General features: G+C 44.5%; 22 protein-coding genes and 1 pseudogene. 6 read left to right on the plus strand and 17 right to left on the minus strand.

Going from position 1 to position 24,996, the window contains the following annotated elements:
- Window positions 1–141: 141 nt before the first annotated feature.
- The 3 genes and pseudogenes from AC6R00_RS17755 (at window position 142) to AC6R00_RS17765 (ending at window position 3,255) form a co-directional block, all read left to right on the plus strand.
- Window positions 142–1,512, plus strand: coding sequence for a YjiH family protein (locus AC6R00_RS17755; protein ID WP_500641406.1), 1,371 nt, complete (start codon window positions 142–144; stop codon window positions 1,510–1,512).
- A gap of 168 nt (window positions 1,513–1,680) precedes the next feature.
- A pseudogene (locus tag AC6R00_RS17760) lies at window positions 1,681–2,162 on the plus strand (putative pterin-binding protein).
- Window positions 2,146–3,255, plus strand: a complete 1,110-nt coding sequence (locus tag AC6R00_RS17765; RefSeq protein ID WP_500641407.1) for a GGDEF domain-containing protein — start codon at window positions 2,146–2,148, stop codon at window positions 3,253–3,255. Before AC6R00_RS17760 ends, AC6R00_RS17765 begins: the two are co-directional and overlap by 17 nt.
- On the opposite strand, the gene AC6R00_RS17770 is transcribed toward AC6R00_RS17765, so the two are convergent.
- From AC6R00_RS17770 to AC6R00_RS17790, 5 genes are all read right to left on the minus strand, one after another.
- Window positions 3,252–3,437 (minus strand): CsgG/HfaB family protein, encoded by a 186-nt coding sequence (locus AC6R00_RS17770; RefSeq protein WP_500641408.1) that lies wholly within the window; start codon window positions 3,435–3,437, stop codon window positions 3,252–3,254. The genes AC6R00_RS17765 and AC6R00_RS17770 overlap by 4 nt on opposite strands.
- A 96-nt stretch (window positions 3,438–3,533) precedes the next feature.
- Entirely contained in the window at window positions 3,534–4,283 is a 750-nt protein-coding gene (pstB, locus tag AC6R00_RS17775; protein ID WP_069669129.1) for a phosphate ABC transporter ATP-binding protein PstB, read from the minus strand.
- A 57-nt stretch (window positions 4,284–4,340) separates the two neighbouring features.
- Window positions 4,341–5,204, minus strand: a complete 864-nt coding sequence (gene pstA / locus AC6R00_RS17780; RefSeq protein ID WP_004745606.1) for a phosphate ABC transporter permease PstA — start codon at window positions 5,202–5,204, stop codon at window positions 4,341–4,343.
- A 50-nt stretch (window positions 5,205–5,254) separates the two neighbouring features.
- Window positions 5,255–6,184, minus strand: coding sequence for a phosphate ABC transporter permease subunit PstC (pstC, locus tag AC6R00_RS17785; protein ID WP_004745605.1), 930 nt, complete (start codon window positions 6,182–6,184; stop codon window positions 5,255–5,257).
- A 105-nt stretch (window positions 6,185–6,289) separates the two neighbouring features.
- A complete protein-coding gene (locus tag AC6R00_RS17790; RefSeq protein WP_272788094.1) occupies window positions 6,290–7,111 on the minus strand; it encodes a phosphate ABC transporter substrate-binding protein in 822 nt (273 codons plus the stop codon).
- Between the two features lie 371 nt (window positions 7,112–7,482).
- Between AC6R00_RS17790 and AC6R00_RS17795 the strand changes: the two genes are divergently transcribed.
- The gene (locus AC6R00_RS17795; RefSeq protein WP_500641409.1) at window positions 7,483–9,126 is read left to right on the plus strand and encodes a methyl-accepting chemotaxis protein; all 1,644 of its coding nucleotides are present in this window, start codon (window positions 7,483–7,485) and stop codon (window positions 9,124–9,126) included.
- A 44-nt stretch (window positions 9,127–9,170) separates the two neighbouring features.
- Here the strand turns inward: AC6R00_RS17795 and AC6R00_RS17800 are convergent, their stop codons facing one another.
- The 4 genes from AC6R00_RS17800 to AC6R00_RS17815 form a co-directional block, all read right to left on the minus strand.
- Complete coding sequence (locus AC6R00_RS17800; RefSeq protein WP_500641410.1) at window positions 9,171–9,572, minus strand: VOC family protein; 402 nt, start codon at window positions 9,570–9,572, stop codon at window positions 9,171–9,173.
- Window positions 9,565–10,005, minus strand: coding sequence for a MarR family winged helix-turn-helix transcriptional regulator (locus AC6R00_RS17805; protein ID WP_500641411.1), 441 nt, complete (start codon window positions 10,003–10,005; stop codon window positions 9,565–9,567). Before AC6R00_RS17805 ends, AC6R00_RS17800 begins: the two co-directional genes overlap by 8 nt.
- Window positions 10,006–10,156: 151 nt before the next feature.
- Window positions 10,157–11,140, minus strand: coding sequence for a chemotaxis protein (locus AC6R00_RS17810; RefSeq protein WP_425667271.1), 984 nt, complete (start codon window positions 11,138–11,140; stop codon window positions 10,157–10,159).
- Window positions 11,141–11,288: 148 nt separating this feature from the next.
- On the minus strand, window positions 11,289–12,254 hold the full coding sequence (locus AC6R00_RS17815) for an ABC transporter substrate-binding protein (RefSeq protein ID WP_500641412.1): 966 nt from the start codon (window positions 12,252–12,254) through the stop codon (window positions 11,289–11,291).
- Window positions 12,255–12,372: 118 nt separating this feature from the next.
- On the opposite strand from AC6R00_RS17815, the gene AC6R00_RS17820 reads away from it, so the two are divergent.
- Window positions 12,373–14,331, plus strand: coding sequence for a PAS domain-containing sensor histidine kinase (locus AC6R00_RS17820; RefSeq protein ID WP_500641413.1), 1,959 nt, complete (start codon window positions 12,373–12,375; stop codon window positions 14,329–14,331).
- Here AC6R00_RS17820 and AC6R00_RS17825 read toward each other — a convergent pair.
- From AC6R00_RS17825 to rbsD, 7 genes are all read right to left on the minus strand, one after another.
- Entirely contained in the window at window positions 14,328–15,875 is a 1,548-nt protein-coding gene (locus tag AC6R00_RS17825; protein ID WP_500641414.1) for a DUF3369 domain-containing protein, read from the minus strand. The genes AC6R00_RS17820 and AC6R00_RS17825 overlap by 4 nt on opposite strands.
- Before the next feature lie 127 nt (window positions 15,876–16,002).
- A complete protein-coding gene (locus tag AC6R00_RS17830; RefSeq protein ID WP_500641415.1) occupies window positions 16,003–17,004 on the minus strand; it encodes a substrate-binding domain-containing protein in 1,002 nt (333 codons plus the stop codon).
- Between the two features lie 29 nt (window positions 17,005–17,033).
- A complete protein-coding gene (rbsK, locus tag AC6R00_RS17835; protein ID WP_500641416.1) occupies window positions 17,034–17,954 on the minus strand; it encodes a ribokinase in 921 nt (306 codons plus the stop codon).
- A gap of 142 nt (window positions 17,955–18,096) precedes the next feature.
- A complete protein-coding gene (gene rbsB / locus AC6R00_RS17840; protein WP_500641417.1) occupies window positions 18,097–18,975 on the minus strand; it encodes a ribose ABC transporter substrate-binding protein RbsB in 879 nt (292 codons plus the stop codon).
- A 60-nt stretch (window positions 18,976–19,035) separates the two neighbouring features.
- On the minus strand, window positions 19,036–20,019 hold the full coding sequence (rbsC, locus tag AC6R00_RS17845; RefSeq protein WP_004745593.1) for a ribose ABC transporter permease: 984 nt from the start codon (window positions 20,017–20,019) through the stop codon (window positions 19,036–19,038).
- A complete protein-coding gene (gene rbsA, locus AC6R00_RS17850; RefSeq protein ID WP_500641418.1) occupies window positions 20,016–21,521 on the minus strand; it encodes a ribose ABC transporter ATP-binding protein RbsA in 1,506 nt (501 codons plus the stop codon). Before rbsA ends, rbsC begins: the two co-directional genes overlap by 4 nt.
- Window positions 21,522–21,545: 24 nt before the next feature.
- On the minus strand, window positions 21,546–21,965 hold the full coding sequence (gene rbsD / locus AC6R00_RS17855; RefSeq protein ID WP_500641419.1) for a D-ribose pyranase: 420 nt from the start codon (window positions 21,963–21,965) through the stop codon (window positions 21,546–21,548).
- A gap of 309 nt (window positions 21,966–22,274) precedes the next feature.
- Here rbsD and AC6R00_RS17860 point away from each other — a divergent pair, with 309 nt between their 5' ends.
- Window positions 22,275–22,538, plus strand: a complete 264-nt coding sequence (locus AC6R00_RS17860) for a DUF3012 domain-containing protein (protein ID WP_500641420.1) — start codon at window positions 22,275–22,277, stop codon at window positions 22,536–22,538.
- Window positions 22,539–22,573: 35 nt separating this feature from the next.
- On the opposite strand, the gene AC6R00_RS17865 is transcribed toward AC6R00_RS17860, so the two are convergent.
- A complete protein-coding gene (locus AC6R00_RS17865) occupies window positions 22,574–24,847 on the minus strand; it encodes an ATP-binding protein (RefSeq protein WP_500641421.1) in 2,274 nt (757 codons plus the stop codon).
- Window positions 24,848–24,996 lie beyond the last annotated feature (149 nt).

Genomic DNA, 24,996 nt, shown 5'->3' on the forward strand with positions numbered 1-24,996 from the left:
TTAGCGATATTTATTGAATAGTATTGCAAGGATGCATGAAAGCCATTAATCTTGCGCCAATTTGATAATATATGGAAGTTTAGTGAATAACTATGCCACTCAGTGGCTATACTATTTATCTAGTTGTAACTCGAGAAACGTATGCAAAACAGCGCTCAATCAACAGAACAACCAAAAACTAAAGGCAACTTTTGGATGTTCTTTATCCCTTCCTTGATCGGTTTGTTCCTTTTTATGGCTCCGATCAGCTACGAAGGTGATATTACTATCCCTGTCGCAGTACTAGCGAAATCTATCCAAGCTATTTTTGGCGACCATCTAGTTGGCATGGTGACAGCGATCATCGCCTTTATGGCCATTGCGTCTGCCCTGTGCCGTATCAAAACGCCGGCTTTTATCGCTAATAGCGAATTCTTAAACGGATTGTTCAATCCAAGCCCACTATGGTTAGCGGTACGTTTGATTGGTGGTGCAGCCGTTGTAATGACTTTCTTCCAAGTAGGTCCAAATGCGGTATGGGAAGAAAATACTGGTGGCTTAGTGCTCGAAGGACTGCTACCGACGCTATTCTCTGTATTCATCTTTGCTGGTTTGTTGCTGCCACTCCTACTGAACTTTGGCCTACTGGAACTATTTGGCACTTTGCTGAGTAAAATCATGCGTCCAGTATTCAACTTACCAGGACGCAGCGCTATTGACTGTATGGCGTCATGGTTAGGTGATGGCTCTGTCGGTATCCTTCTGACAAGTAAGCAGTACGAAAACAAATTCTATACCCAGCGCGAGGCAGCAGTCGTTGGTACTACCTTCTCTGCAGTATCGATTACATTCAGCCTTGTCGTAATAGCACAAGTTGAGTTGGAGCATCTGTTCCTACCGTTCTATGGTGCGATTTGTTTGGCAGGCTTGGTTGCGGCGATCATCATTCCACGCCTTCCTCCACTAAGCTTTAAGAAAAACACATTTATCGACGGTTCTGAGCCTGCTAAAGATGCCGATGCCATTCCTCAAGGGCATACCGCGTTCTCATGGGGCATGGACCTAGCACTTAAGAAAGCAGCTCAGGTGAAGTCGGTTAAAGGCGTGTTTGGCGAAGGCATACGTAACGCAGTTGACATGGTGTTTGGCGTGCTTCCTGTCGTTATGGGTCTAGGTACGATTGCCCTTGTGATTGCAGAATACACATCTGTTTTCAGCATTCTCGGTCAGCCTTTCATCCCATTCCTTGAATTGCTTGGTGTCCCAGAAGCGGCAGCAGCATCTGAAACCATCGTTGTTGGCTTTGCGGATATGTTTATCCCAGCGATCTTAGCGGCGTCAATTGATAACGAAATGACACGTTTTGTTATTGCAGCAATGTCGGTAACACAGCTTATCTACATGTCCGAGGTTGGGGCTCTGCTTCTAGGTAGCCGTATTCCAGTTAACATTTTTGAGCTGTTCGCAATATTTATCTTGCGTACCTTGATTACCCTGCCAGTGATTGCGGGTGTTGCTCACCTAATATTCTAAAGTAATGAGACTAAGCCCCTTCGGGGGCTTTTTTTGTACCTAGTAATCAACCCTCTACCACTAATTGGTTAGCCAACATTCTCCTTAGGAATTAAAATTCCCTTAACAATCATCTCATCATATAATTAATGATACATTACATAATAACCTTACTTGCAAGGAGTGCTTATGAGGTGGACGCTGGTATTTGTATCACTGTTATTGAGCTTTCAAGCGATAGCTTCTCAACTGGTTATCCGAGTTGGCGATGAGCAAGCAGTTCATCTATCTTATGCTGATATTACAACCAAACTCTCCCCTGCCTCATTTACCACTAAGCTGCCTTGGTACGCCAACACCAATAAGTACACAGGTTTTAAAGTCTCTGATTTATTGCAGTATCTTTCAATAAATGATGCTTTCTCCGTCTCTTTCATCGCCCTCAATGATTACGCAGCCAGCTCTCAAATTGAGGACATTTTAAAATATGAGCCTATAGTTGCATATAAGATGAACGATAAAAAATGAAGGTCCGAAATAAAGGCCCGTATTGGCTGGTCTTTAACTTAGATGAAAACCCAGAGATCGATAACGCTGTTTTTCATTCGCAAATGGTATGGCAAATCGATGAGATAATGGTACATAGAAAACAAGATGTGGAAAATAAATAACGATAATGACCCATCCACCCTACTAAAACGAGCAAAGTATCTGCTGCTGTTGCTCAGTGTTGTATTGATTGCTGCCAACCTTTACTTCCTTTCGGCTACTCGGCAACATGCGCATTCATATAGCGAGCAGCAAAACCAGGCAACTTGGTTCCTCCTACAGCTCACCAAAGAGTTTACTGAGCTCAATACCATCACTCCATTTGCCGCCGATGGCCAGAATTATCGCGATAAAGTCCTGCTAAAGTATGAATTGACTTGGTCTCGTTTCGATTTGCTTCTTACCAGTGGAGAAGCTGATTCTTTTATCTCACTACCAGGAGCGCGAGAGTTTTTTCTGACTTTATTTAATCATTTTCAGTCACTGGAGCCTAAACTGGAGCAGCTAAAAACTAAAGAGCAAGCACAATTGCTAGGAAGAGAACTTGATGCTGTTTACCGTTCAATGGTTAAGTATGTAAACACCAATTTCCGTGTTAAAAGCCCGCTATATGAACACCAACAGCGCGCAGCTAACGATTTAAATCAGTTCCAGCTGACCTCAATGCTCTTACTGATCGTTTGTGTTGTGCTTGTCACGTTCATTTTACACAAAGAATCCGAATACCATCGTCAGCAATCTTTAACTGACTCTCTCACCGGCATTGCTAATCGCTTAGCACTGTTCAATGACCTAAAATGGCGAGTACACAACGACTACCCTTTCCATCTATTCTTGCTCGACCTAAACGCGTTTAAAGCCGTCAATGATCAGTATGGTCACCAAGCTGGTGATCGCGTACTGAAAGCTTTTGCTGAACGCTTAAGTAGCCTAGATACTCAATGCTATCGAATTGGAGGAGACGAATTTGCGATTATCAATGATAAAATTGCTGTGAATGAACTGCATTCTATTACCGAAGCAATACACAACCAAATGAGAGCGTCCATCATAGTCACAGATGGCTGTGTGATTCATATTGGTACCAGCATTGGCAGCGCGCAATTCCCAGAAGATGCAGACGAGATCAACGATCTAATGCAACTCGCCGATAATAAAATGTATGTAGAGAAACACACTGCACGTAAAATCAAGATATCCGAAACTATAGGTTAAAGTACTTGGTGAGTTTGCCTTGCGTATTTCTGCAATACCTCATGCTTAACGTCCTTGTCGCTTTGCGGTTGCCATATACCTCGCCCAATACCACCGACGATCATATGGATTACTGCCGCATCAATTGCTGACATCACGGCGACATTAACAGGTTCATTGTTGCCAACTAATACAGTTAACATGCTAAACCTAAAGCACCGGATACAAAAAAGCCCCTCACGAAGAGGGGCAAAGTACCATCGCTTATAGTTATAATTTTGTCTTGCCAGTATTCGATATCAACCAAAGTCACCGTTTACATAACCACGAGTTCGGTCGTCTTGAGGATCGCTAAAAATCACTTGGGTATCATTGTGTTCGACCAACTCTCCCATTAGGAAGAAAGCAGTACGGTCAGAGATACGGCGTGCTTGCTGCATAGAGTGCGTCACGATAACGATCGTATAGTTCTTTTTCAGTTCTTCCATTAGCTCTTCGATCTTATGTGTTGCGATTGGGTCAAGTGCTGACGTTGGCTCATCCATCAAGATGACATCAGGTTCCATCGCAATGGTGCGCGCGATACATAAGCGCTGCTGCTGACCACCCGACAAACCAAATGCGTGAGATTTCAAACGGTCTTTTACTTCATCCCAAAGCGCGGCGCCACGCAAAGATTGCTCAACAACTTGGTCGATGTGTTTTTTATCTTTAATGCCTTGAGCTCGTAGACCATATGCTACGTTCTCGTAGATGCTCATTGGGAACGGGTTTGGCTTTTGGAACACCATGCCCACTTTAATGCGCAGATCTGCGACATCAATGTTGCCATAAATGTCATCGCCATCCATATCTAGTCGACCGGTGATTTTTACGCCTTCAATCAGGTCGTTCATGCGGTTCAAGCAACGCAATAGTGTTGACTTGCCACAGCCAGATGGGCCGATCAGCGCCGTGACTTGACGCTCTGGTACTGGCAGGTTGATTGATTTCAGTGCTTGGTTTTCGCCGTAAAATAGATCTAGATTTTCAATATCAAATTTGTTCATTGTCTTAATCTCTAAAATTCTGTAATTCGTGTCTAACTATGCTGACTAGGGCTAGCTTTAGTAGGTGGCTTTGTTAAAGCGGCTAGCGATAAATTTGGTTGTCATATTGATCAATAAGACCACGACAATCAGCACTGTTGCTGTACCGTATGCTTGATTCCACTCTTCAATAGTGAACAGCTCGGTAGTTAGCTTATAAAGGTGAACCGTTAGTGTGCGTCCTGAGTCGAGAAGAGAATCTGGAACTCGCGCTACCATACCTGCTGTTAGAAACACAGGTGCGGATTCACCAATTACACGACCAATACTTAGAATGACCGAAGTTAAGATACCTGGTGTCGCGCTCGGTAGAATAAGACGCCAGATAGTATAGATTTTTGAAGAACCCAGTGCATAAGAGCCTTCACGGTATGTTTGTGGTACTGCCATTAACGCCTCTTCCGTAGTACGGATAATGACTGGCAGAATAAGAATACTCAGAGTTAAAGCACCCGATAGAATCGAGAAGCCAAGACCAAGAATCGCCACGAAGAAGGTCATACCAAATAGACCAAAGATAATCGATGGAATACCGGCCAACGACTCAGTACAGAAACGAATAACTTTAACTAATCGGCTACCCACCTTCGCATACTCAGTTAGATAGATGGCCGTCATAATGCCAAGTGGAGCCGCAACCGCGATCGATGCAATAACCATGTAGATGGTCGAGACGATCATCGGGAAAATACCCTTTTCTTCGCCAGTCGCGGTGTAGTTATCGGTAATGAACGCCCAGTCCACATGCTGGAGCCCATTGGAAAGAATGTACCAGATAATCCAGAACAGGAATCCAACCGTTAGCGCCGCAGCAGCCCAAATGAAGGCATTTAGGATATTGTCTTTGGTCTGACGAGCTTTCTTAAGTTTTGCTGTATCCATTTGCGAGGCCTTTGTCTTATTAGGTGATTGATTTACTTGAGACATAGTCATTACTTCGCTTTTTCACGGTTAAGGTAAAGCAGAACCGCATTCAGAGACATAATAAACACCAGTAGAACAACACCGGTTGCGTAGAGTGCGTTCGCGTGGACACCACTTGCGTAAGACATTTCAATCGCAATGTTCGCTGTTAGAGTACGTGCAGAGTCAAGGATACCCTCAGGCATCGCTGGCGCATTACCCATAACCATGATGATTGCCATGGTTTCACCCAGCGCGCGGCCGATACCCAAAATCACACCTGTCATGATACCGCTTCGAGCAGCAGGCACTAACAGTTTGAAGATAGTAAAGATCTTCGAAGCACCTAGTGCCAATGAGCCTTCTTTATAGGTTCTTGGTACTGCGCGAATCGACGTTTCAGATACCGTGATAACCGTTGGAAGAATCATCACACCTAGCACGATGATACCCGCTAGAATCGTGTTACCAGCCGGAACATTGAAGATATTTTGAATCAGAGGAACGATGATTACCAAACCGAAGAAGCCGTAAACGACCGAAGGGATACCCGCCAACAGCTCTACCGCAGGGCGAATAATGTCAGCAACACGTTTAGGCGCGATTTCAGCAATATAAATCGCCGTTAGAACACCAACTGGCACACCAACCACAACCGCACCTAAGGTGGATACCACAGAGGCAACGATCATAGTAGCAACGCCGTAAAGCGCTGGTGGTAGCCAATCTTGGCCTAGGACGATGCCAGAAACACCCGCTTCTTGGAACGCAGGGATACTTTCTTTAACAATGAAGTAAGCGATAACCGCTAGAGAGACAATACCGATAACCGCACTGGTTAAAAACAGGCCGTGGAAGATTCTTTCTTTCCAATCTACACGTTTTTGGGCACGCAGACCTGACTTGTTTAGTTGAGTCGCTTCAGTATTCATAAGCTTTTCACTATTTGCGATGGTCATATGAAAATCTCACAGTTCGAGCTGCAAAGCAGAGTCGAAATGGATTGAAAACGCTCAGCCCGAAAAGGTGGGCTGAGCAAATTTAGTAAGTGGGGTTAACTGCAATTAGTTAACTGAGATGTAGCCTTTGTTATCAACAAGAGCTTGTGCTTCATCAGAAACCATCCAGTCTAGGAACTTCTGAGTTTCAGCAGATGGCTTACCTTCTTTGTAAAGAACTAGGAATGGACGAGCAACTTTGTAAGAACCGTTCTTAACGTTGTCTACGTTTGCTGCCACACCGTCGATTGAAAGCGCGTTTACAGAGTTATCAACTGTACCTAGAGAGATGTAGCCGATAGCGTAAGGGTTTGAAGCAACCATGGTTTTCAGTGCGCCGTTACCGTTTGCAACTTGAGCACGTTGAGAGATTGCAGAAACCTTCTTACCAGAGATTTTCTTCTTAAGCTTCATGATGTCTTCGAATGCACCACGAGTACCAGAAGCTGTGTCACGAGTGATTGCTACGATTGGCTTGTCAGCACCACCAACATCTTTCCAGTTAGTGATGTCGCCTTTGTAAATCGCCGTTACTTGTTCAGCTGTTAGCTTGTCTAAACCATTTTTTGGGTTAACAACAACTGCGATACCGTCTAGTGCAACTGTTAGTTCTTTAAGAGCTGGCTCTTTTTCAGAATCTTTCAGGTTACGTGAAGACATACCAAGGTCAGCACTGCCGTTTTTCGCTGCTTTTACACCAGCAGAAGAACCAGGGCCTTGAACTTCGATAAACACGTTGTTGTGTGTCTTCATGTATGTTTCAGAGAAAACTTCCATCAGTGGAGTTACGCTGCTAGAGCCCACTGCAGAGATAGTTTCTTTAGCAGAAACTGAAGTCACTGCCATTGCGCCTAGAAGTGCGATTGCACCGATTACTGTCTTTTTCATCACAATTTCCTTAAGTGGCTTTATTGCCGTTGTGTTTCACTTGAACGGTGCCCACTTTAGGACTCAAATATGACAGTTGTGTTTCACTTCGTTGAAGCCTGTATGACAGATTAAATTTTTCTTTTTCGCCGTCCCAGAACGAATATTAGAGTAGATCGTACTGTTTGAAATTCGGCTGAATGTGTCCAAATGTGAAAAATTGAACACATTTTAACCTAATGAAAAATATGAATAATTTAGTTGCATAATGCCTGTTCAAAATTTGTAAAAACCCTGCTGATTTCACCTTTGATTTATAGATCAAAGGAATTAGAATCACTCTCATTATAACAATTATAAAACTATTAATATTTCATCGGAGAGGACTATAAATGCGCCAGTTACTAAACGGCTTATCCATTAAGCTACAGGTCGTCGTACCTGTAGTATTCACATTGTTACTACTCATTGTCGGCATCACCTACAGCACCACCAGCTTAAAACATGCGTTCAATCAAGTGACCATTTCCACTGAAAACGTGGTTAAACATAAAGACGAGCTGACAAAAATCATCGACAACACTTATGGCATGCGTATTAAAGCTATCTATAGTTTGTTTCGTGCCGAGGATGTCGCCCAGCTTCAATCTACTCTTCTCGCAAAGCAGAACGACAACTTACGCTTACTGGACTCTCTGCGTGATATCGATGGATTACAACGAGAAGTAAAACAGATGGAAGAGGCGATTGAAGGGTATGTTAGTTACTCAATCAATACCATGGTTCCACTACTCAATACTAAGCATGGTCAGTCATCAGTGTCTGATGAGTTCCAGCGCAAATATGATCAAGCTTCTTCCCTCTATCGCGACAAAGGTAATCTCATGGTCAAAGCGATTGAAGACCTTTCGAGCAAGCTTAATCTTCTCGCTTTAGCAGAGGTAGAACACAATGGTGAAATCCATTCAGGCGTGATGACCAAGTCTATCATTGGCTTAGGTTTTGTGTTGCTGGGTGCTTTTGCTATTAGCTGGGTCCTTGCGGGAATTATCGTTACCCCGATTAGAAAGCTACAAAAAGCGATGCAGGAGCTTGCTCAAGGTAACCTTAAGGTGAGCGTTGCCGAGCAAGGTAATAATGAGATCACGGCCCTATCAAAAGACTTCAACTCGACGGTGGCACAGCTTAAAACAACCGTCGATTCGCTCGTACGCATTAGTGTCGACGTTGCTTCGGCTTCAACAGAGCTTGCCGCTGTAATGACGCAATCAACGGCCAACTCAGATCAAGAGAAGAACGAAGTTGAACAGGTTGCTTCAGCTATCAACCAGATGGAAAGTACCGCATCCGAAGTTACACAAAATGCTAACCTTGCGGATCAAGCTTCTAGCAGTGCAGATAAACTGGCACGTGAAAGCCTTGCGATCTTTGAACAAAATACTCGCCAAAGTGAAAAGATGGCCGACCAACTTAACCAGGCCGCAGGCGTAGTAAACACATTAAAAGATCAATCTGAACAGATTGGTAAAGTGATCGAAGTGATCGAAAGTATTTCAGAGCAAACCAACCTACTTGCACTCAATGCTGCGATTGAAGCAGCGCGAGCAGGTGAAAGTGGCCGTGGATTTGCAGTGGTTGCCGATGAAGTACGTATGCTTGCGGCACGCACTCAAGAATCAACCAAAGAGATTCAAACCATCATCGAAGAGCTTCAAAGACAGTCTGGTAGTGCGAACGACAGCATGAACTCTAGCCTAGAGATGCTCTCTCAAAACCAGCAACAAGCTGCGCAGGTAAGTGAAGCACTGAGTAACATTAGCTCTTCGATATCGGAGCTTACCACGCTTAACGCACAAGTCGCCGTCGCTTCTGAAGAGCAAGGTCAAGTGACTTCTGACATCAACAAGAACCTTGGCAATATCTACGAGCTTGTCAGCCAAAACGTGACCGGTATTACTCAATCAGCAGCAGCAAGCCAAGAGCTATCTAACTTAGCCGAGAATCAAAAGCAGCAGCTTGGGTTCTTTAAGGTGTAACTATCGCAACTTTAAAAAGAGGCTCTTTTGAGCCTCTTTTTATATTACTTTCTCGCGTACTTAATTACCGACAATACGCTACCGAGAGGGTCGCGAAATGAAGCAATGCGACCAATACGTTCTATATCCATCGGCTCGATGACCACTTGCGCACCATTTTCTAATGCTTTCTCTAACGTCGCATCCACATCCTCTACGGTCACATAGGCTTGCCAAAAACTTGGTACGCCACGCTCTTTTAAAAGCTCTGGCATCGTCAGAATGCCAGCAAACGGCTCTGAACTATTTTCATTCATGACTAAGGCATAGCGCGATTGATTTCTTCCCGGCACTTCTCTTAGCGTCCAGCCCAACACATTTGAGTAAAACTCGAAAGACTTATCAAAATCGGTCGTCATCAGTTCACACCAACTAAACAAGCCGTGATCTTCGAATGGTTTATCCATTATTTTCTCCTAGTAAGTTCTCCACAAACATGTTGAGCAATTCGTGAAGTTTTTGTTGTTGTTGACTATCAAAATTGTGCAGCGCTTTACCCAATACACCAAATGCGACATGTTTCGAGGACTCGACCATTGCTACCGCTTGTTGTGTCGCGACTATCGAATAACTTCTTCCATCTGTTTCTGAGGTAATACGGTGTATTAACTCGCGCTTTTCCAATCCTTTAATCAGACTAGTCACCGAACCCCGATTCTTTAGCAACTGCTTTGACAGCTCGAGCGGAGTAATACGCTCTGCATCGATGACTGTCATCAAGAATATCCATTGCTCACGCGTCAAATTAAGCCCACTTTGGCTAAATTGCGCTTCAAGCTCATTAGTCAGTACTCTTGAAGCTAAGCCAACCAATCCGCCTATCGTATCTGTTGGTTTCATAGTTCTACACTTTAGTTTGAATTTAAACTAGTTTATTAAATTCAATGTCAAACTACAATATTTTTGTGGAAAGAGTGGTGGAGAAAGGTGCAAGAAAGACAAAAGGCACGCAATGCGTACCTTTTGAAAGATTAGTAACGAGAAGAAGCGCTCAAGATTCTTTACCAAAGATATACTTATCCATCATGGTCACCATTTTACCTAACTCAGGTTTGGTGATCGTATCGTTCGCTCCCAAAGCCAGTGCTTTAGTACGATTATCCTCACTCATAAGAGATGAGAACATCACGATAGGAACAGACGAATAAGCGTCACTGTCGCGTAAGCGTTTAACTAAATGCATACCATCCATACGTGGCATTTCAACATCGGTCACTACACCGTCAATGAACTCGCTAACTGGAAGCCCTTCTTCTTTGGCAACGTCTATTAGACCCATTAATTTATCATGAGCCTCTCCACCATCTTTACAAGCAATAATGTTGTACCCAGCAGAGCTCAAGGTATCTTGGATCATAGAACGTATAAAAGCAGAATCGTCCACCACCATGATGGTTTTCGCATTTCGCTTAGCCACCATACGCTGATTTAAGTCGACACTTTTATCTAAAGTGACATCGTATTTTTCCATACTCAGTTCTGGGTTGATGTCAGCGATGATCTTCTCGAAGTCGAGAATCATGATTAAGTTGCCATCTTTGCGCACTACCGCGACCACACAGTCTTGCTCACCGGCTTCAAGGAATTGACTCGGAGACTCTACATCATTCCAAGAAATGCGATGAATTCGGCTAATACTGTCGATCAGGAAGCCATTAGTCATATTGTTGAAATCGGTAACAATGACGAACTTTTTCTGCAGATCTTTCGACGTTGGTACACCCAACCAACCAGCGAGGTCGACTAAGGGTGTTAAAATATCCCGAGACGAGAATACACCCACCATATGTGGCTGCGCGTTGGGGTAATCCGTCGTGTCCGGGACTTGGATAACCTCTCTCACCTTAGCGACGTTAATACCGTAATAGCACGTCTTCTTGCTACCGTCTGGCAGCTCCTTAACCAAATGGAACTCGATAATCTCAAGTTCATTGGTACCACTTTCCGTTAAAATCGTACTGGTTGATCCGCTCATAATTCTACTTTCTTAGTTTGATCACTTTATATTATCGTCATCAATTACAAATTCTTTTGCTCTTTTTATCTGTAATCCCGTGATTTGTAAATCAATTGCTCCGACATAGTTCAAACTTCTCTATATCCGCGCCTGAGCAAGTAATAATTTAGTCAATTGAACGCCAGTGGGATGGCATTTCAATATTCCATCTCGCTCGCTCTGATTCTGCATAGATAGCCTTACCCTGATTACCTGTCACAATAGGAATCGGTTTACTATGCCCACTGTTAATTATTTGAGTGACCAAGTTGGCAGCTTGCTCACCCTGGCTATAGCCAAACAATACTACGCCACCAACGGCTTTCTTTTCACCGACAGCAAAGTCCCAAAACGCAAAAATCGGTAGCTCTGAATGTTGGTTGGTCCAATTAATGACCTGTTCGGCTGGAACATTTTTGCCTTGTTCATCGACAAGCGTTTGATACAAACCAACAATGATGACCGTAAAACCGTCATTCTTTGCCCCATTGACTTGGCTATGCCACTCATTTTTGGTCGAAATAGCTTGGATATCAACATCAATCCCAAGGTTGTCCCTGATTAAAGTGTACTGTTTTTCTATATAGCTTTTGGCGATTTGAGACGTCACACCTGAATCAAACAACACCTTCACCTTGAAATCTTGATCATCAAATAGCTTCCTAAGCTCCCCTAAAGATTTAGTAAAAAGTGGACGCTCCAGCACGCCAGTTACTTTTGCCTGACCGCGATACTTCGAGAGTAGCTTTCTTGGGTTGGAGTTGATCCCCAAAAACACAATTGATATGGGCTCATCAAACAGCTTAGGCAGCATATAGGTCAAGGCATTGTCATCACCTAGCATGACAATATCAGGCTTATAGCTCTTATATTTAGCAAAAGCCTCCATCGCTTTTCCCGCATAATCTGCCTTAGGGATACGTTTGGTATCCATCTGAAAAGTTTCCAGCTCTACAGTGCTAGCTAGGGTAGCATTGATACCTTCCACATAACTTTTATCCCATGGATACTCAGAATGATAACTTTCAATGAGCAATACTTTAGTTGCAAATACTTGGGACGAAAAAACCAAACAAAGTAATATCCAACGCATGAGTGTTTCCTCTTGCTTTTCTATTAGTGTAGTTGTCTCCGCTCAAGTCTCCACTGGCATTCCCATTCAATTAGTCTTTGAACGTCTATACTCAAAAATAAACTTTAGAATTAATGCCATGACGCGTAGTAAAGACATCGAACAAAGCCAGAATAGCCCTTTTTATAGCAGGATCGGACGACGTATTATTCTGATCATGGTGCTTCTGAGCGGCCTTATCACTGTGTTTACCACATTACTGCAACTGTCGTGGGACTATAAAAAAGAGTTCGATACTGTTAAACAACGCCAGCTTGAAATCCGAGATATTCACGCCCCTTTAATTGCTTCTTCAGTCTGGGATTTTGACCTATTGGTTCTACAGCAAGAAATAGATGGCCTGGTGAACCTCCCCAGAGTGGATTACCTAAGAGTAGAAAGCGGAGGATACACTTTTGAAGCGGGCACAGAAGTAATGGAAAACGCGCTAACCAAAAAATATCCTTTGATCTACAAGCACCCGAACACTTCGCGTGTCGAGGAAATCGGGCATATTTTTGTTCAGTCTGATGCTCAAGAGATATATGACTATCTAATTTGGCAAGCAGTTTACACTTTGCTTCTCAATGCCGGTAAAACGCTACTAGTGTGTTATTTGGTGTTGATGGTGTTCCATCGTAGTGTCAATCAAAGGATCTTTGCTATCGCCAAGTACCTTCGTAAATACAACCCACGCCATCCCGCAGACCCTTTGGAGCTAGAACACCAAGCTTGGATTTCTGAAAAGGATGATGAGCTGGATTGGCTTGCCGAAGAAGCCAATAAAATCACCAGTAACGTCACCCGGCTTTATGACAACATCAAACAAGAGCAAGAGCGTCTCAAAGAATTTGCCCATGTCTCTTCAGACTGGCTATGGGAGACTGATGAGTTAGGGCATCTTGTTTATTGTTCAGACAGCATGAGACAAGCGCTTGGCATAGACAGTCTCAGCAAGCCTCTATTGAATCAACTAACCGCGTTGGAGCATTGCACTTCACTTCATGAAAAGCTTCGCCAAAGAAGCACCTTTTCGATGTGTGAAGAGACCATCACACTAAACTGCATTACCCAATACCTGCTGTTTCAAGCAAAAGCGCGCTATGAAAGTGATCGTTTCCTTGGGTTTCGCGGCACTGCCATCAACATTACCGAGTTGAAGCTGACCCAAATCGAACTTGAAGAACTGAACCAAAATCTTGAACACACAGTGGCGACTCGAACCTTAGATTTGAAACAAAGCATGGAGCAGCTTAAACATACCCAAGAACAGCTTGTTGAGTCAGAAAAGCTCGCGGCCCTCGGTGGGCTTGTTGCGGGTGTTGCTCACGAAGTGAATACACCGTTGGGTATAGCAGTGACAGCGACATCAGTCATTCGCGATGTGACACATGAAGCGAATCAAGCTTTTGCCAATCAAACTCTCACGACAGAGCAGTTCAAATCCATTATGGAGCGAATGTCAGACAGCAGCACCATGTTGGAACATAATCTAAACAGAGCCGCGAAACTGATTCGAGACTTCAAGCAAACCGCGGTCGATCAAGTGTCAGAAAGCCGTAGCCAGTTTCAAGTATATCAGGTGTTGGATGCCTTAATCGCCAGTCTACACCCAGAGACACGCAAACTCCCTGTAGTTCCGGTACTTGAGGGCGATACCAAATTAACGATGAACAGTCTCCCGGGCGTATTAACTCAGGTTATTTCTAACCTAATTATGAACAGCATCAACCACGCTTTTCACGATCAAAGCACACCGCAAATATCGATTCAATTCCATGAAGACGAGGAAACTATGGTTTTTGAGTACAGAGACAACGGCAGTGGGATTGATGCCTCATTACATCAGAAGATTTTCGAGCCTTTCTACACGACAAAGAGAGGTAAAGGTGGCTCAGGCTTAGGGCTGAACTTGGTGTTTAATCTGGTTAAGCAGAAGTTGAAAGGTGAACTGATATTCGAATCTGAAGTCGGTCAAGGGGTTCACTTTGAACTAAGGCTGCCAAGGAACTTACCCGCTAATGACTCTCCCGAACACCATTTAGATTACAACATCTAGTCGGGCAGAGAGTTGCGGATTTCGATGAACTCCTCCCAATGGTTAATAAGCAATTCGACCAGTTGCGGCTCAAAATGCGCCCCTTTTTGTTTCACGATCTCCGCACGGATATCTTCATCACTCCACGGCTCTTTGTAACTTCGTTTTGCGCCCAGAGCATCAAACACATCAGCAAGCGCGGCGATACGTCCGCTAATTGGTATTTCCTCACCTTTCAGTCCATTAGGGTATCCCGAGCCGTCCCACTTTTCGTGGTGGTAAGCAGCAATTTCTTTTGCCATCACAATCAAACGTCGTTTTGAACGGCTTAATATTTCCACTCCGTAGTCGACATGTTTCTTCATGATCTCCCACTCATCAGCATCAAGTTTGCCGGGTTTATGAAGAATCGAATCTGGTACCGCGACTTTACCGACATCATGCAAAGGCGAAGCGTGCTTCATCATACTTGCTTCATGTTCGTTCAAACCATAAAGAAGTGCGAGTTTTTCACAGATAAGTGAGACTCGCTGAACATGCGCACCAGTCTCGCGGCTACGCGCTTCTACAGCGTTAGCGAGGTTATAGACAAGTTCTTTTGACGTTTCTTTAATATCGATAAGAAGACTCAGATTCTCGAAGGTTAGACCGATATTCTGCATGTATATCTCAAGCAGCTGCACATCCAACTCGGAAAGGTCTTTATGGAAATTGACGTACAAGAGACTATCTACACCCTGCTCATCACTAGTATAGAGAATAAACGCATCGCCAAAATGTTGCGAATGACGCTGCTCAAGGGCTTGTTGGCAACGATTAGCGACCTCTTCAGGCAACTTATTGAATGCGCACTCACTATAGCAATCGACATACTCACCCGTTGCGGCTAAAGTCAATGCTCGTGTCACTTCACCATTAGGCCTTGGCTTTACTAGACAGTAAAAGGCTGATTTCTCGAGCTGTAGTAGCGAGGTAAGCTGTTCCAAAACAGAGGCAGCATAGGCTTGTAACGTCGTAGTATTTTGAACTTTTGCGGAAGACTCAATCACTTTCTTAAGCCCTGATTTCTGTTGATTAATAAGGCATAAGTCGCGATAAGAGCGCAGCATCGAATAGAGCAAGGTTTTGAGTTTTTGGGTAGTGAGCTCCGTCTTCTCTTTATAGTCGTCAATTTCATATTCACGAATAACGATATCTTCTGGAGCCTGGCCAGCCTGACCTGTACGCAAAACAACTCGCATCAAGCTGTTACCTAAATCTTCACGAATAAACTTAACAAGCTCCAGTCCAGCGTGTTCTGTTTCCATCACTACATCTACTAGAGCCAGAGCGATTTCACTATTTTGCTGGCAGACAGTTTTTGCTTCTTGCGCCGAATGTGCAGAAATAAGATTGAGCTTACGACCTTCAAAAGTAAAACCAGATAAGGCCAAGCGAGTAACTTGGTGCATTTGGGCGTCATCATCTACAAGCAGTACTGTCCATGGTACTGAGGGAATAACCTCATCAATTGGGCCATCACTCAGAGGACTTTCTTGCTGTCTTTGGTCGGCAAACAACTCCATGTAGTACCTAATATCGCAAATGAGTTCATTCTTTAGGTTTAGCACAAATTTGCAGATATTTACTACTTACTCATTAAGCAAAGACTAATTCACTGTACTCATTGTTTGACGCTTGATTTTGCCTTTATCACAACTTAAGAACGGTTGCTCTGCTAACCAAAGTTGGTTCGAGTTGAACCACTTGAGTATCTGTTGATTCACCTTCTAATTTCTTGAGCAGTGCTTCTACGGCCGCTTTACCTAATCGGTATTTAGGTTGGTGGATAGTGGTGAGAGACGGGCTCATAAATTTTGCGATATGGATATCATCGTAGCCAATAATGGACAGTTCCTCCGGAATCCGGATACCTTTCTCGTTCGCAGCATTGATCACCCCCATCGCCATCATGTCATTGCAGACAAAAAGTGCACTTGGTAGTGGTCCTTTCGCGACCATTTTATTGAACGCTTCGTAGCCGCCTTCACACTCAAAGTCGGACTCGATGATCCAATTGGCTTTGAATTCCAACCCGTGTTCGTTAAGTGCTCGTTTATACCCTTCATAACGCATTTGAGCTTGGTGTTTGACCAATGGGCCGGTGATACAACCAATCTGTTTATGGCCTGACTCAATTAAGTGCTTCGCCGCAAGGTATCCGCCGCGTAACGAGTTGTCTTGAATTTTATCGCTGGTAAACAGCATCGGTCCCCAGTCCATGACAACGACTGGAATGTCTTGGTATTGCTCAAAGACTTCTAAGCGCTCACCTTCGAGCGAAGAACACATCAAGATCAAGCCATCGACACGTTTTTGCAGCAAGGTATTAATCGACTCGCGCATACGTTCGTGGTCACCCTCGGTATTACACAGTATCAGGCTATAGCCTTGTTGATAGCAACTGCGCTCGACCCCTTTTACCACTTCGCCAAAAAACGGGTTGGTCGATGTAGTCACCAACATGCCGATGGTTTTGGTGCGATTGACTTTAAGGCTGCGGGCTAAAGCAGACGGACGGTAATTAAGCTCGCGAGCGGCGTTGTTAACGCGCTCAGAGATCTCTTCACTGACAAAACGAGATTTATTGATGACATGGCTCACCGTAGAGGTCGATACACCTGCAACTCTTGCGATGTCTTTCATTGTCGCCATGTCATTCTCTCCTTGCTTGTAGCGATAAGTTAGCTTCGCTCTGCTAAGAAGGCATCGACTTCGTCTCTAGATGGGATTGATGTCTGAGCACCAAAACGCGTCACTGAGATAGCCGCTGCTGCATGAGCAAATTTGATCGCTGATTCTAAAGGTAAATCTTCTAGCAAACCAGTGACCAATGCCCCATTAAAGGTATCTCCCGCCGCCGTTGTGTCTGTCGCATCAACCTTGAACCCAGAAATTAACTCTCCACGGCCATTTTGACTTAGCCAAACCCCTTTCGCGCCAAGGGTAATCATAACAATTTCAATCCCTTTACGATGCAGTTCATTCGCCGCTTCTTGCGCACTATCGTTATCTGTCACTGTAATCCCTGTAAGGACTTCTGCTTCCGTTTCGTTTGGTGTGATCACATCGACACAGGCTAGCAGTTCATCAGAAAGTGGGCGAGCTGGCGCAGGGTTTAAAATCACATTGGTGCGCGCCTCTTTCGCCACTTTGGCCGCTTTTTCAATGCCACAAATCGGCGTTTCCAATTGGGTCAGTAGGTATTTGGCAGAACGAATCTGCTCTAAGTCTGACTCAATAGCGTCAGCAGTCAGTTTTGCATTCGCTTCTGCAGAAATACAAATACTGTTTTCACCGCTATCGGCAACCTGAATCATTGCAATACCTGTAGGGCAGTTTGGCTCCATTTTGACGCCAGCAATGTTGATATTATCCATCTTGAAATTTTCACGAATATTGATGCCAAACGCATCATCACCAACACAAGCAATAAAGCCGATATCCGCATTTAATCGCGCAGCCGCTACAGCTTGGTTTGCCCCTTTACCACCAGGAATAACTTGATAGTTTCGACCATGTAACGTCTCGCCAGGGCGAGGGAAAGAAGGCACTTGAAGAACATGGTCAGCGTTTACACTACCTAACACCACTAACTTATTCATAAGGTAATCCTCGGCTTGTTAGAGCCACTTATATGTGAACAGGAGTAATAGCGATGAGCTCTGTAATAAAACTCATGGCTATTCGCCCTTCTCCCCTAAACGACAGATATAAACGGAGAGAAGGGCAAAATTGGCTAACTCACTACTTAGTGATAACTTTCAGTGGTACTGGGATGTACTCTTCTACTTGGGAACCTTTCAGTACTTTGTCAGCCGTTTCGATACCTAGCGCACCGATAAGATCTGGTTGCTGTGCAATTGTCGCAGAAAGCTTGCCACGGTTAACGGCTGCAATACCATCATCTGTACCATCGAAGCCAACGATCATGACATCTTTACCCGATGCTTGAACCGCGCGAAGGGCACCTAGAGCCATCTCATCATTTTGAGCAAATACCGCTTGCACATCTGGGTTAGCCGCTAGCAGGTTTTCCATTACGTTAAGACCTTTAGTACGGTCGAAGTCTGCAGGTTGGCTCGCAAGAACGTCCATGTCACTGCCTTTAACCGCATTCATGAAGCCTTCACCACGCTCGCGTGCCGCTGAAGTACCCGCAATACCTTCAAGTTGAATAACTTTCGCTTTCATACCCACTTTTTCAACGATGTAGTTACCGGCCATTTCGCCGCCAACAACGTTGTCTGAAGCAATGTGGCTCACCACTTCACCACGGCTCGCACCACGGTCTAGTGTCAGTACTGGGATGTTAGAACGGTTTGCCATGCGAATCGCGTTAGATACCGCATCTGAATCTGTTGGGTTGATTAGAATCGCCTTAACACCACGGATAGTCAGATCTTCGATGTTTGACAGTTCTTTGCTTGGGTCATTTTGCGAATCTAGTACGATTAGGTCATAACCTAACTCTTTTGCCTTTGCTTCAGCACCATCTTTCATCGTAACGAAGAAAGGGTTGTTTAGCGTAGACAATACGATTGCCATCGTGTCCTGAGCTTGCGCTGAAACGGAAACGGTTGACGAAAGTAGTGCAGCAGAGATAAGAGTCGTTAGTTTTTTCATTTTCTCAGTCCTTGTGTAGGGTGAGCCAAGACACGTCACTTGGCTCGATTTAGTTATGATTTACTTGTTTTTGTTGTCTACCAGTACCGCAAGTAGAATTACCACTGCTTTAGCGATCATTTGGTAGTAGGAGGAAACGTCGAGTAGGTTTAGGGCATTGTTTAGGAAGCCGATAATCAGCGCACCGATAAGTGTGCCCATGATGCGGCCCTTACCACCCATTAGGCTAGTGCCACCCAGTACAACTGCGGCAATCGCGTCTAGCTCGTAACCCATACCCGCAGTCGGTTGTGCCGACGAAAGGCGTGAGGTAACGATGATGCCAGCCAGTGCAGCAAGCAAACCACAGATGGCATAGACACCAATCTTCACTCGGTCAACGTTGATACCAGATAGGCGAGTCGCAGACTCATTACCACCTAGGGCGTAGACATAGCGACCAAAGCGAGTGTGGTTAAGCAAGTACCAAGCGGCTGCAAATACGATAACCATTAGCCAAACTGGAACAGGGATACCTAATGCGTAGCCAGTACCAAACCAAGCGAATGCATCTGCCGTATCAGTAAAGCCCGTAGAAATTGGTCGACCGTCGGTATACACCATTGTCACGCCTCGTAGCAGCGTCATAGTCACCAAGGTAGCAATAAAGGCTTGAACCTTACCCTTAGCGATAATAATGCCGCTGATTGCCCCTAGCGCGGCACCGGCGAATAATGCTGTTGGTACTGCAATTAGAACAGGCACTTCCATCGCGATTAAGCTCGCAGCGAAGGCACCACAAAGGGCCAATACTGAGCCAACGCTCAAATCGATACCCGCGGTCAAGATAACCAAAGTCATACCGACGGCGATGATGGCGTTAACCGATGTCTGGCGCAGGATGTTGAGTATGTTATCGACCGTAAAAAAGTTCGGATTTAAAAATGATACGACAACAATCAAAAACAAGAGTGCAATCAACGATTTCTGTTCAATTAACCACTCTTTACTAAACAGTTTTTTGCTGTTTGTTTCCGTTGGTTTGCTCATGGTATTGGTACTCATGCTGCTTCCTCATTAATCTTCTTGCCTACGGCACAGGCGAGTAGTTTTTCTTGGTCGGCGTCTTTTGCATCGAACTCGCCGCTAATTCGACCTTCGTGCATCACGAGGATGCGGTCGCTCATGCCTAACACTTCGGGCATTTCCGATGAGACAAGGATGATGCTCATGCCATCGGCTTTAAATTTGTTGATAAGTTGGTAGATCTCTTTCTTCGCTCCGACATCAACACCGCGAGTCGGCTCATCCAAGATCAATACTTTAGGTTTGGTCATTAACCCTTTAGCAATCGCTACTTTCTGCTGGTTACCACCAGATAGGTTGCCTATGATTTGGTCGCGAGTCGGGGTTTTGATATTGAAAAGCTTGATGAAGTCTTCAACAGCAACCACTTCGTCATTGTGCTGAATGCGACCACCCTTGGTCAGCTTATCTAATGCGCAAAGAGACATATTCTCTTTAACCGAAAGCCCTAGTACCAAGCCATCGCCTTTTCGGTCTTCAGAGATATAGGCGATACCATTCGCAAGTCCATCTTGCGGGCTAACTGGATTAATGGTTTTGTTGTCTAGGTTAATCACACCACGTTCACTCGGCAGTGCGCCGTAGATGACTTTCATTAGCTCAGTGCGACCTGCGCCCATCAAGCCAGACACACCCAAGATCTCGCCTCGTTTAAGAGTAAAAGTAACGTCTTGGACACCTGAACCTGTCAAACCAATCACTTCTAGGCAGGTTTCACCATGACGAACGTCGATACGCGGATATTGCTCATCAAGTTTACGACCAACCATCATCTCGATCAGGCCATCTTCATCGGTATCAGAAACTTGGCATTCTCCGATAAATTTGCCATCACGAAGAACGGTAATGTCGTCGCAGATTTCAAAGATTTCTTTGAGACGGTGAGAGATATAAACAATGCCGCAACCTTGAGCACGAAGCTCATTGATCACTTTAAATAATGATTCGGTCTCGGTATCGGTTAAGGCATCCGTAGGCTCATCCATAATGATAACTTTGGATTCGAACGACAGTGCTTTCGCAATCTCGACCATTTGCTGCTCACCTAGACTCAGGTCACCCAGCAAGGCCTTAGAGCTGTGTTTGACGTTCAAGCGTGCCAGTAATTTGTCCGCTTCGTCATACATTTTTCCCCACTGAATGCCACCAAATGCGCTGGTAAATTCTCGACCAAGGAAAATGTTTTCGGCAATAGTCAGTTCCGGAATGAGGTTTAATTCTTGGTGAATAATACTGATCCCAGCTTCTTGAGAATCTCTTGGGCCTTTAAAGGCCGCGGTTTCACCTTGATATTGAATGCTGCCGCTGTCTTTGGTGTAAATGCCCGTAAGCACTTTCATCAAAGTCGACTTACCTGCTCCGTTTTCTCCCATCAATGCCATAACACGTCCGGGGTAAACATTCAGGCTTGCTTTGTCCAGAGCTTTAACACCTGGGAAAGCCTTTTCAATGGAGCTCAGCTGAAGAATGGCTTGAGTCATAATTCTTCCCTACGATCCCGCGGCTTAAAAAACCACACCTGCTTGAAATATAACGTTCGCATAAGGTGTGCATTCACCAGTACGAACGACCGCTCGACTCTGCTTTGTGCGAGCTTTGAAGTCTTCATGAGACACATACATCACTTCAATTTTCTTACCGCTTAGCTCACTTTCTGTCGCAAGCTCTTTAATTAAAGCCTCGTGATGAGCAGGGCTCACCTTGGCAAACTCCTCGGCAATAATAACGCCCTCAATCTGGGACTCTGTTAATAGCACTCTTACTGTTTCTAGAAATGAAGGAACACCATGTGTCAGTGCTAAATCAATACGTTGCACTTCATCAGGAATAGGTAAGCCTGCATCACAAACCGTAATCTCATCGGTATGACCCAATGTCGCCACCAAGTAAGAAAGTTCTGAATTTATAAGGGTACTTTTCTTCATCTCATCGACCTTTCAAAAACACGTTTATCGTACGGCAAGCTTTATTTTCTCTACCTCGGCAGTTATTGAGAAAACACTCATCGAAACGTTTCGATAGCATAATAATCCGTCACTTCAGAAATTCGAGATTCGATTCTACAGAGTGTGAAATTGATCCACTTTGATAGTGACTATTCTATTATCAAAGTGACTAAGATCACCCATCGAAACGTTTCGATATGCCATTTTCTTTATTTATTGACTCTATTAAGCGGCGCTATGCTTGTTTTAAGGTATAGTGTGAGGCAGAGATAAGATTTGGAAGTTGAAATGAAAAAAATTGTATTTTCTTTCGTAACGCTGCTAATGCTAAGCGCCTGCCAAACTGAGGTGGGAACGCAAGCTTGGTGTGACGAGATGGCTGATAAGCCTAAAAGCGAATGGAATGCTCAGGGAGCTGTTGACTACGCTAAACACTGTGTGTTGCAAGACGCTGTCGGAAGTGAAGGATGGTGTAATGATTTAGAAGACAAGCCAAAGGGCGATTGGAGCGCTAACGACGCAACGAGTTACGCCAAGCATTGTGTGTTCTAACCACCCCTAGTGAGTATTTGTTCTCAAGCAAATGCTCACTCTTCCGGTCCAATTCGATTTTCAAGAGTAATAACAAATTTCGTTCCCATGCCTAAGGCGCTCTCCACTTCAATGTTTGCGCTTAGTTTCTGAGTACATATGTTGTAAACCATGTGCATCCCTAGTCCTGTTCCACCTCTAGCTCTAAGTGTCGTGAAAAAGGGTTGGAAAATTTTTGACTGATCTTGCTCACTGATCCCTTTACCGTTGTCCTCAACGTAGATATAGGTATGTTTCTGATCTTGGCTAGCAACCAGCTTAACCTCGCGCTGGGAGCTCTGTTCGTCAGAGAATGCATGTAATGCGCTATTGGTTAAAAGCTCCTCAATAACACACGCCAACGAAATCGGTGCAACGTAAACGCGAAGTTTCTCATCGCACTCTAATCGGGCAGAGATATTGTGTTCATCAAATAACTCTTCTGTGTGAGTTAACACGTCTGAAAACAGTTGCGACAACTCAATCAACTTGGGTTCTTCGACGGTCATTTTCTGGTCGACACTTTTCAACTTACTCACCAACTCAACAGAGCGATTGATGTTAGCGATAAGCATCTCCATACATTGGTTGGCCACTGAGAGGAACTCGGTGAGATCGTCCTGAGAAATCGTTTTATCCACGAAGCTTTTTTGTATCGAAAACAGTCGTTCATTTAAAATCGATAAACTCGTGACCGAGACCCCTAAAGGCGTATTCAGTTCATGTGCAACCCCCACCACCATACCGCTCAACGCAGACATTTTTTCAGCTTCCATGAGCTGATCTTGAGTGCGCTTAAAGCGTTCGATTAACGCTTGCAAAGTGTGAGTATCTCCCGAAGAAACTTGTTTTTGTAATTGGCCTTCAACATCATCGATCAATGATCGCAACCCAACGATCATTGTTTTTAGTGAGTTGGACATAATGTCCCTGTCACTGCTCGGCGTCACATCTAGATCTTCGAGGTTACCTTTAGCAACCTGGTGGAGTACATCAATGTTGCTCTCTAGACGATCCATCAAGTTATTAAATGAAATCGCCACATCACCCGCTTCAGTTCCAAATTCAATCGGAACCCGTCGTGAATAGTCCCCATGCTGGCTTATTTGCTCAATGGTATTCACAGTTTCCAGCCAACTCATTCTGACGCCATGCTCACTGACATTGAGACCCACCTCCTCTTCGCTTTCAGTCACACGATCCAAGTGCATTTTTCTCAATAACATAAATATGGCAACAGCATTGAGTGCCGCCCAACCCGTCACCATCACTAAGCCAATGGCTTGAATGAGTAATTGATTGACTAGGTCATGGCTCTCCATCCATCCCAGTTTGAACCCCGCATACAATGTTCCAACAACACCGCAGAATAGGTGGACAGGAATCGCCCCCACCGGATCATCAATTTTCGCTTTGATCAATAGTCGGTCGCCTAAAATGACACTCGCTGATGCAAACATACCTAGTAGCAATAAGTCGACGATTCCCATAATGTCGGCACCCGCCGTGACGATCACCAAACCACCAAGAACACTATTGAGAACAACAAAGACCGGAACATACCTATAGTGATGTAACCAGAGCAAAGTCGTACATCCAGCAATAGCACCGCAAACTAAAGTGTTGAACAGAATTTTCGGTACTCGCAGATCAAAGGTATATAGGCTCCCTCCGTTAAATCCAAGCCAAGCAAACAGCATTAAGAATACGCCCAAAGTGACTAGCGTATGGCTATAAGAAGGGATTTCTCGAACTGTCTTCTTTTCAAAGCGGCCTTTTCTCGGCCCGACGATCATAGTCCCCACCAAACCGACTATCCCGCCTACAACATGTACGGTTGCCCCACCTGCGAAGTCATAAAAGCCGCTTGAGTTAAGCCAAGAGTATGGGTTCCATGTCCAGTATGAGGCTATTGGGTAGGTGATTACAGCGATGAGAAAGGACGTATAGATATAACCTTTGTAACTCATTCGTTCTGCGACACATCCAGAAACGATCGTCGCTGCGGTCGTGACAAACATGACGTTAAATAGCAGTTTCGGTAAGTGCTCATTATCCATAGCTAGAGTTGTAAAAGAGAGCAAGCTCTCGCCCTGGCTCAGATGATAGCCAAACACGACATAAGCCACCGTCACGACAATAAAATCGGCAAGGTTTTTCATCGCGACATTGACTGAGTTTTTAGCACGTACACTGCCAGTCTCAATCAAGGTAAATCCTGCCTGCATAAACAACGCAATACAGGTACACCCTAGCAACCAGAGCAATGAAATCAGCTCTTTGTCTGCCATTCGACACCTAATGGTTAACCACTCACTTTACTAAGCGTAGTTTAGCCTCATTGCGCCATCCAACTATGCAAGGTAATTTGTTGTTTATCGTCGAAGTTTTTCAATAAAAAAGGCCAAGCTTGTTGCTTGGCCTGGCAAGGAAAATTAAC

Source organism: Vibrio sp. R10-SF1-ISO8 (assembly GCF_059833805.1).

Bases quoted from the DNA above. Each gene is read 5' to 3' on its own strand.
- AC6R00_RS17805 (WP_500641411.1), bottom strand. From the start codon at position 10,005: ATGAAACCAACAGATACGATAGGCGGATTGGTTGGCTTAGCTTCAAGA.
- rbsC (WP_004745593.1), bottom strand. From the start codon at position 20,019: ATGAGTACCAATACCATGAGCAAACCAACGGAAACAAACAGCAAAAAA.
- rbsK (WP_500641416.1), bottom strand. From the start codon at position 17,954: ATGAATAAGTTAGTGGTGTTAGGTAGTGTAAACGCTGACCATGTTCTT.
- AC6R00_RS17865 (WP_500641421.1), bottom strand. From the start codon at position 24,847: ATGGCAGACAAAGAGCTGATTTCATTGCTCTGGTTGCTAGGGTGTACC.
- AC6R00_RS17810 (WP_425667271.1), bottom strand. From the start codon at position 11,140: ATGAGCGGATCAACCAGTACGATTTTAACGGAAAGTGGTACCAATGAA.
- AC6R00_RS17820 (WP_500641413.1), top strand. From the start codon at position 12,373: ATGACGCGTAGTAAAGACATCGAACAAAGCCAGAATAGCCCTTTTTAT.
- AC6R00_RS17815 (WP_500641412.1), bottom strand. From the start codon at position 12,254: ATGCGTTGGATATTACTTTGTTTGGTTTTTTCGTCCCAAGTATTTGCA.
- AC6R00_RS17790 (WP_272788094.1), bottom strand. From the start codon at position 7,111: ATGAAAAAGACAGTAATCGGTGCAATCGCACTTCTAGGCGCAATGGCA.
- rbsD (WP_500641419.1), bottom strand. From the start codon at position 21,965: ATGAAGAAAAGTACCCTTATAAATTCAGAACTTTCTTACTTGGTGGCG.
- AC6R00_RS17755 (WP_500641406.1), top strand. From the start codon at position 142: ATGCAAAACAGCGCTCAATCAACAGAACAACCAAAAACTAAAGGCAAC.
- pstA (WP_004745606.1), bottom strand. From the start codon at position 5,204: ATGGATACAGCAAAACTTAAGAAAGCTCGTCAGACCAAAGACAATATC.
- AC6R00_RS17765 (WP_500641407.1), top strand. From the start codon at position 2,146: ATGTGGAAAATAAATAACGATAATGACCCATCCACCCTACTAAAACGA.
- pstC (WP_004745605.1), bottom strand. From the start codon at position 6,184: ATGACCATCGCAAATAGTGAAAAGCTTATGAATACTGAAGCGACTCAA.
- AC6R00_RS17825 (WP_500641414.1), bottom strand. From the start codon at position 15,875: ATGGAGTTGTTTGCCGACCAAAGACAGCAAGAAAGTCCTCTGAGTGAT.
- AC6R00_RS17770 (WP_500641408.1), bottom strand. From the start codon at position 3,437: ATGTTAACTGTATTAGTTGGCAACAATGAACCTGTTAATGTCGCCGTG.
- AC6R00_RS17800 (WP_500641410.1), bottom strand. From the start codon at position 9,572: ATGGATAAACCATTCGAAGATCACGGCTTGTTTAGTTGGTGTGAACTG.
- rbsB (WP_500641417.1), bottom strand. From the start codon at position 18,975: ATGAAAAAACTAACGACTCTTATCTCTGCTGCACTACTTTCGTCAACC.
- AC6R00_RS17795 (WP_500641409.1), top strand. From the start codon at position 7,483: ATGCGCCAGTTACTAAACGGCTTATCCATTAAGCTACAGGTCGTCGTA.
- rbsA (WP_500641418.1), bottom strand. From the start codon at position 21,521: ATGACTCAAGCCATTCTTCAGCTGAGCTCCATTGAAAAGGCTTTCCCA.
- AC6R00_RS17830 (WP_500641415.1), bottom strand. From the start codon at position 17,004: ATGGCGACAATGAAAGACATCGCAAGAGTTGCAGGTGTATCGACCTCT.
- AC6R00_RS17860 (WP_500641420.1), top strand. From the start codon at position 22,275: ATGAAAAAAATTGTATTTTCTTTCGTAACGCTGCTAATGCTAAGCGCC.
- pstB (WP_069669129.1), bottom strand. From the start codon at position 4,283: ATGAACAAATTTGATATTGAAAATCTAGATCTATTTTACGGCGAAAAC.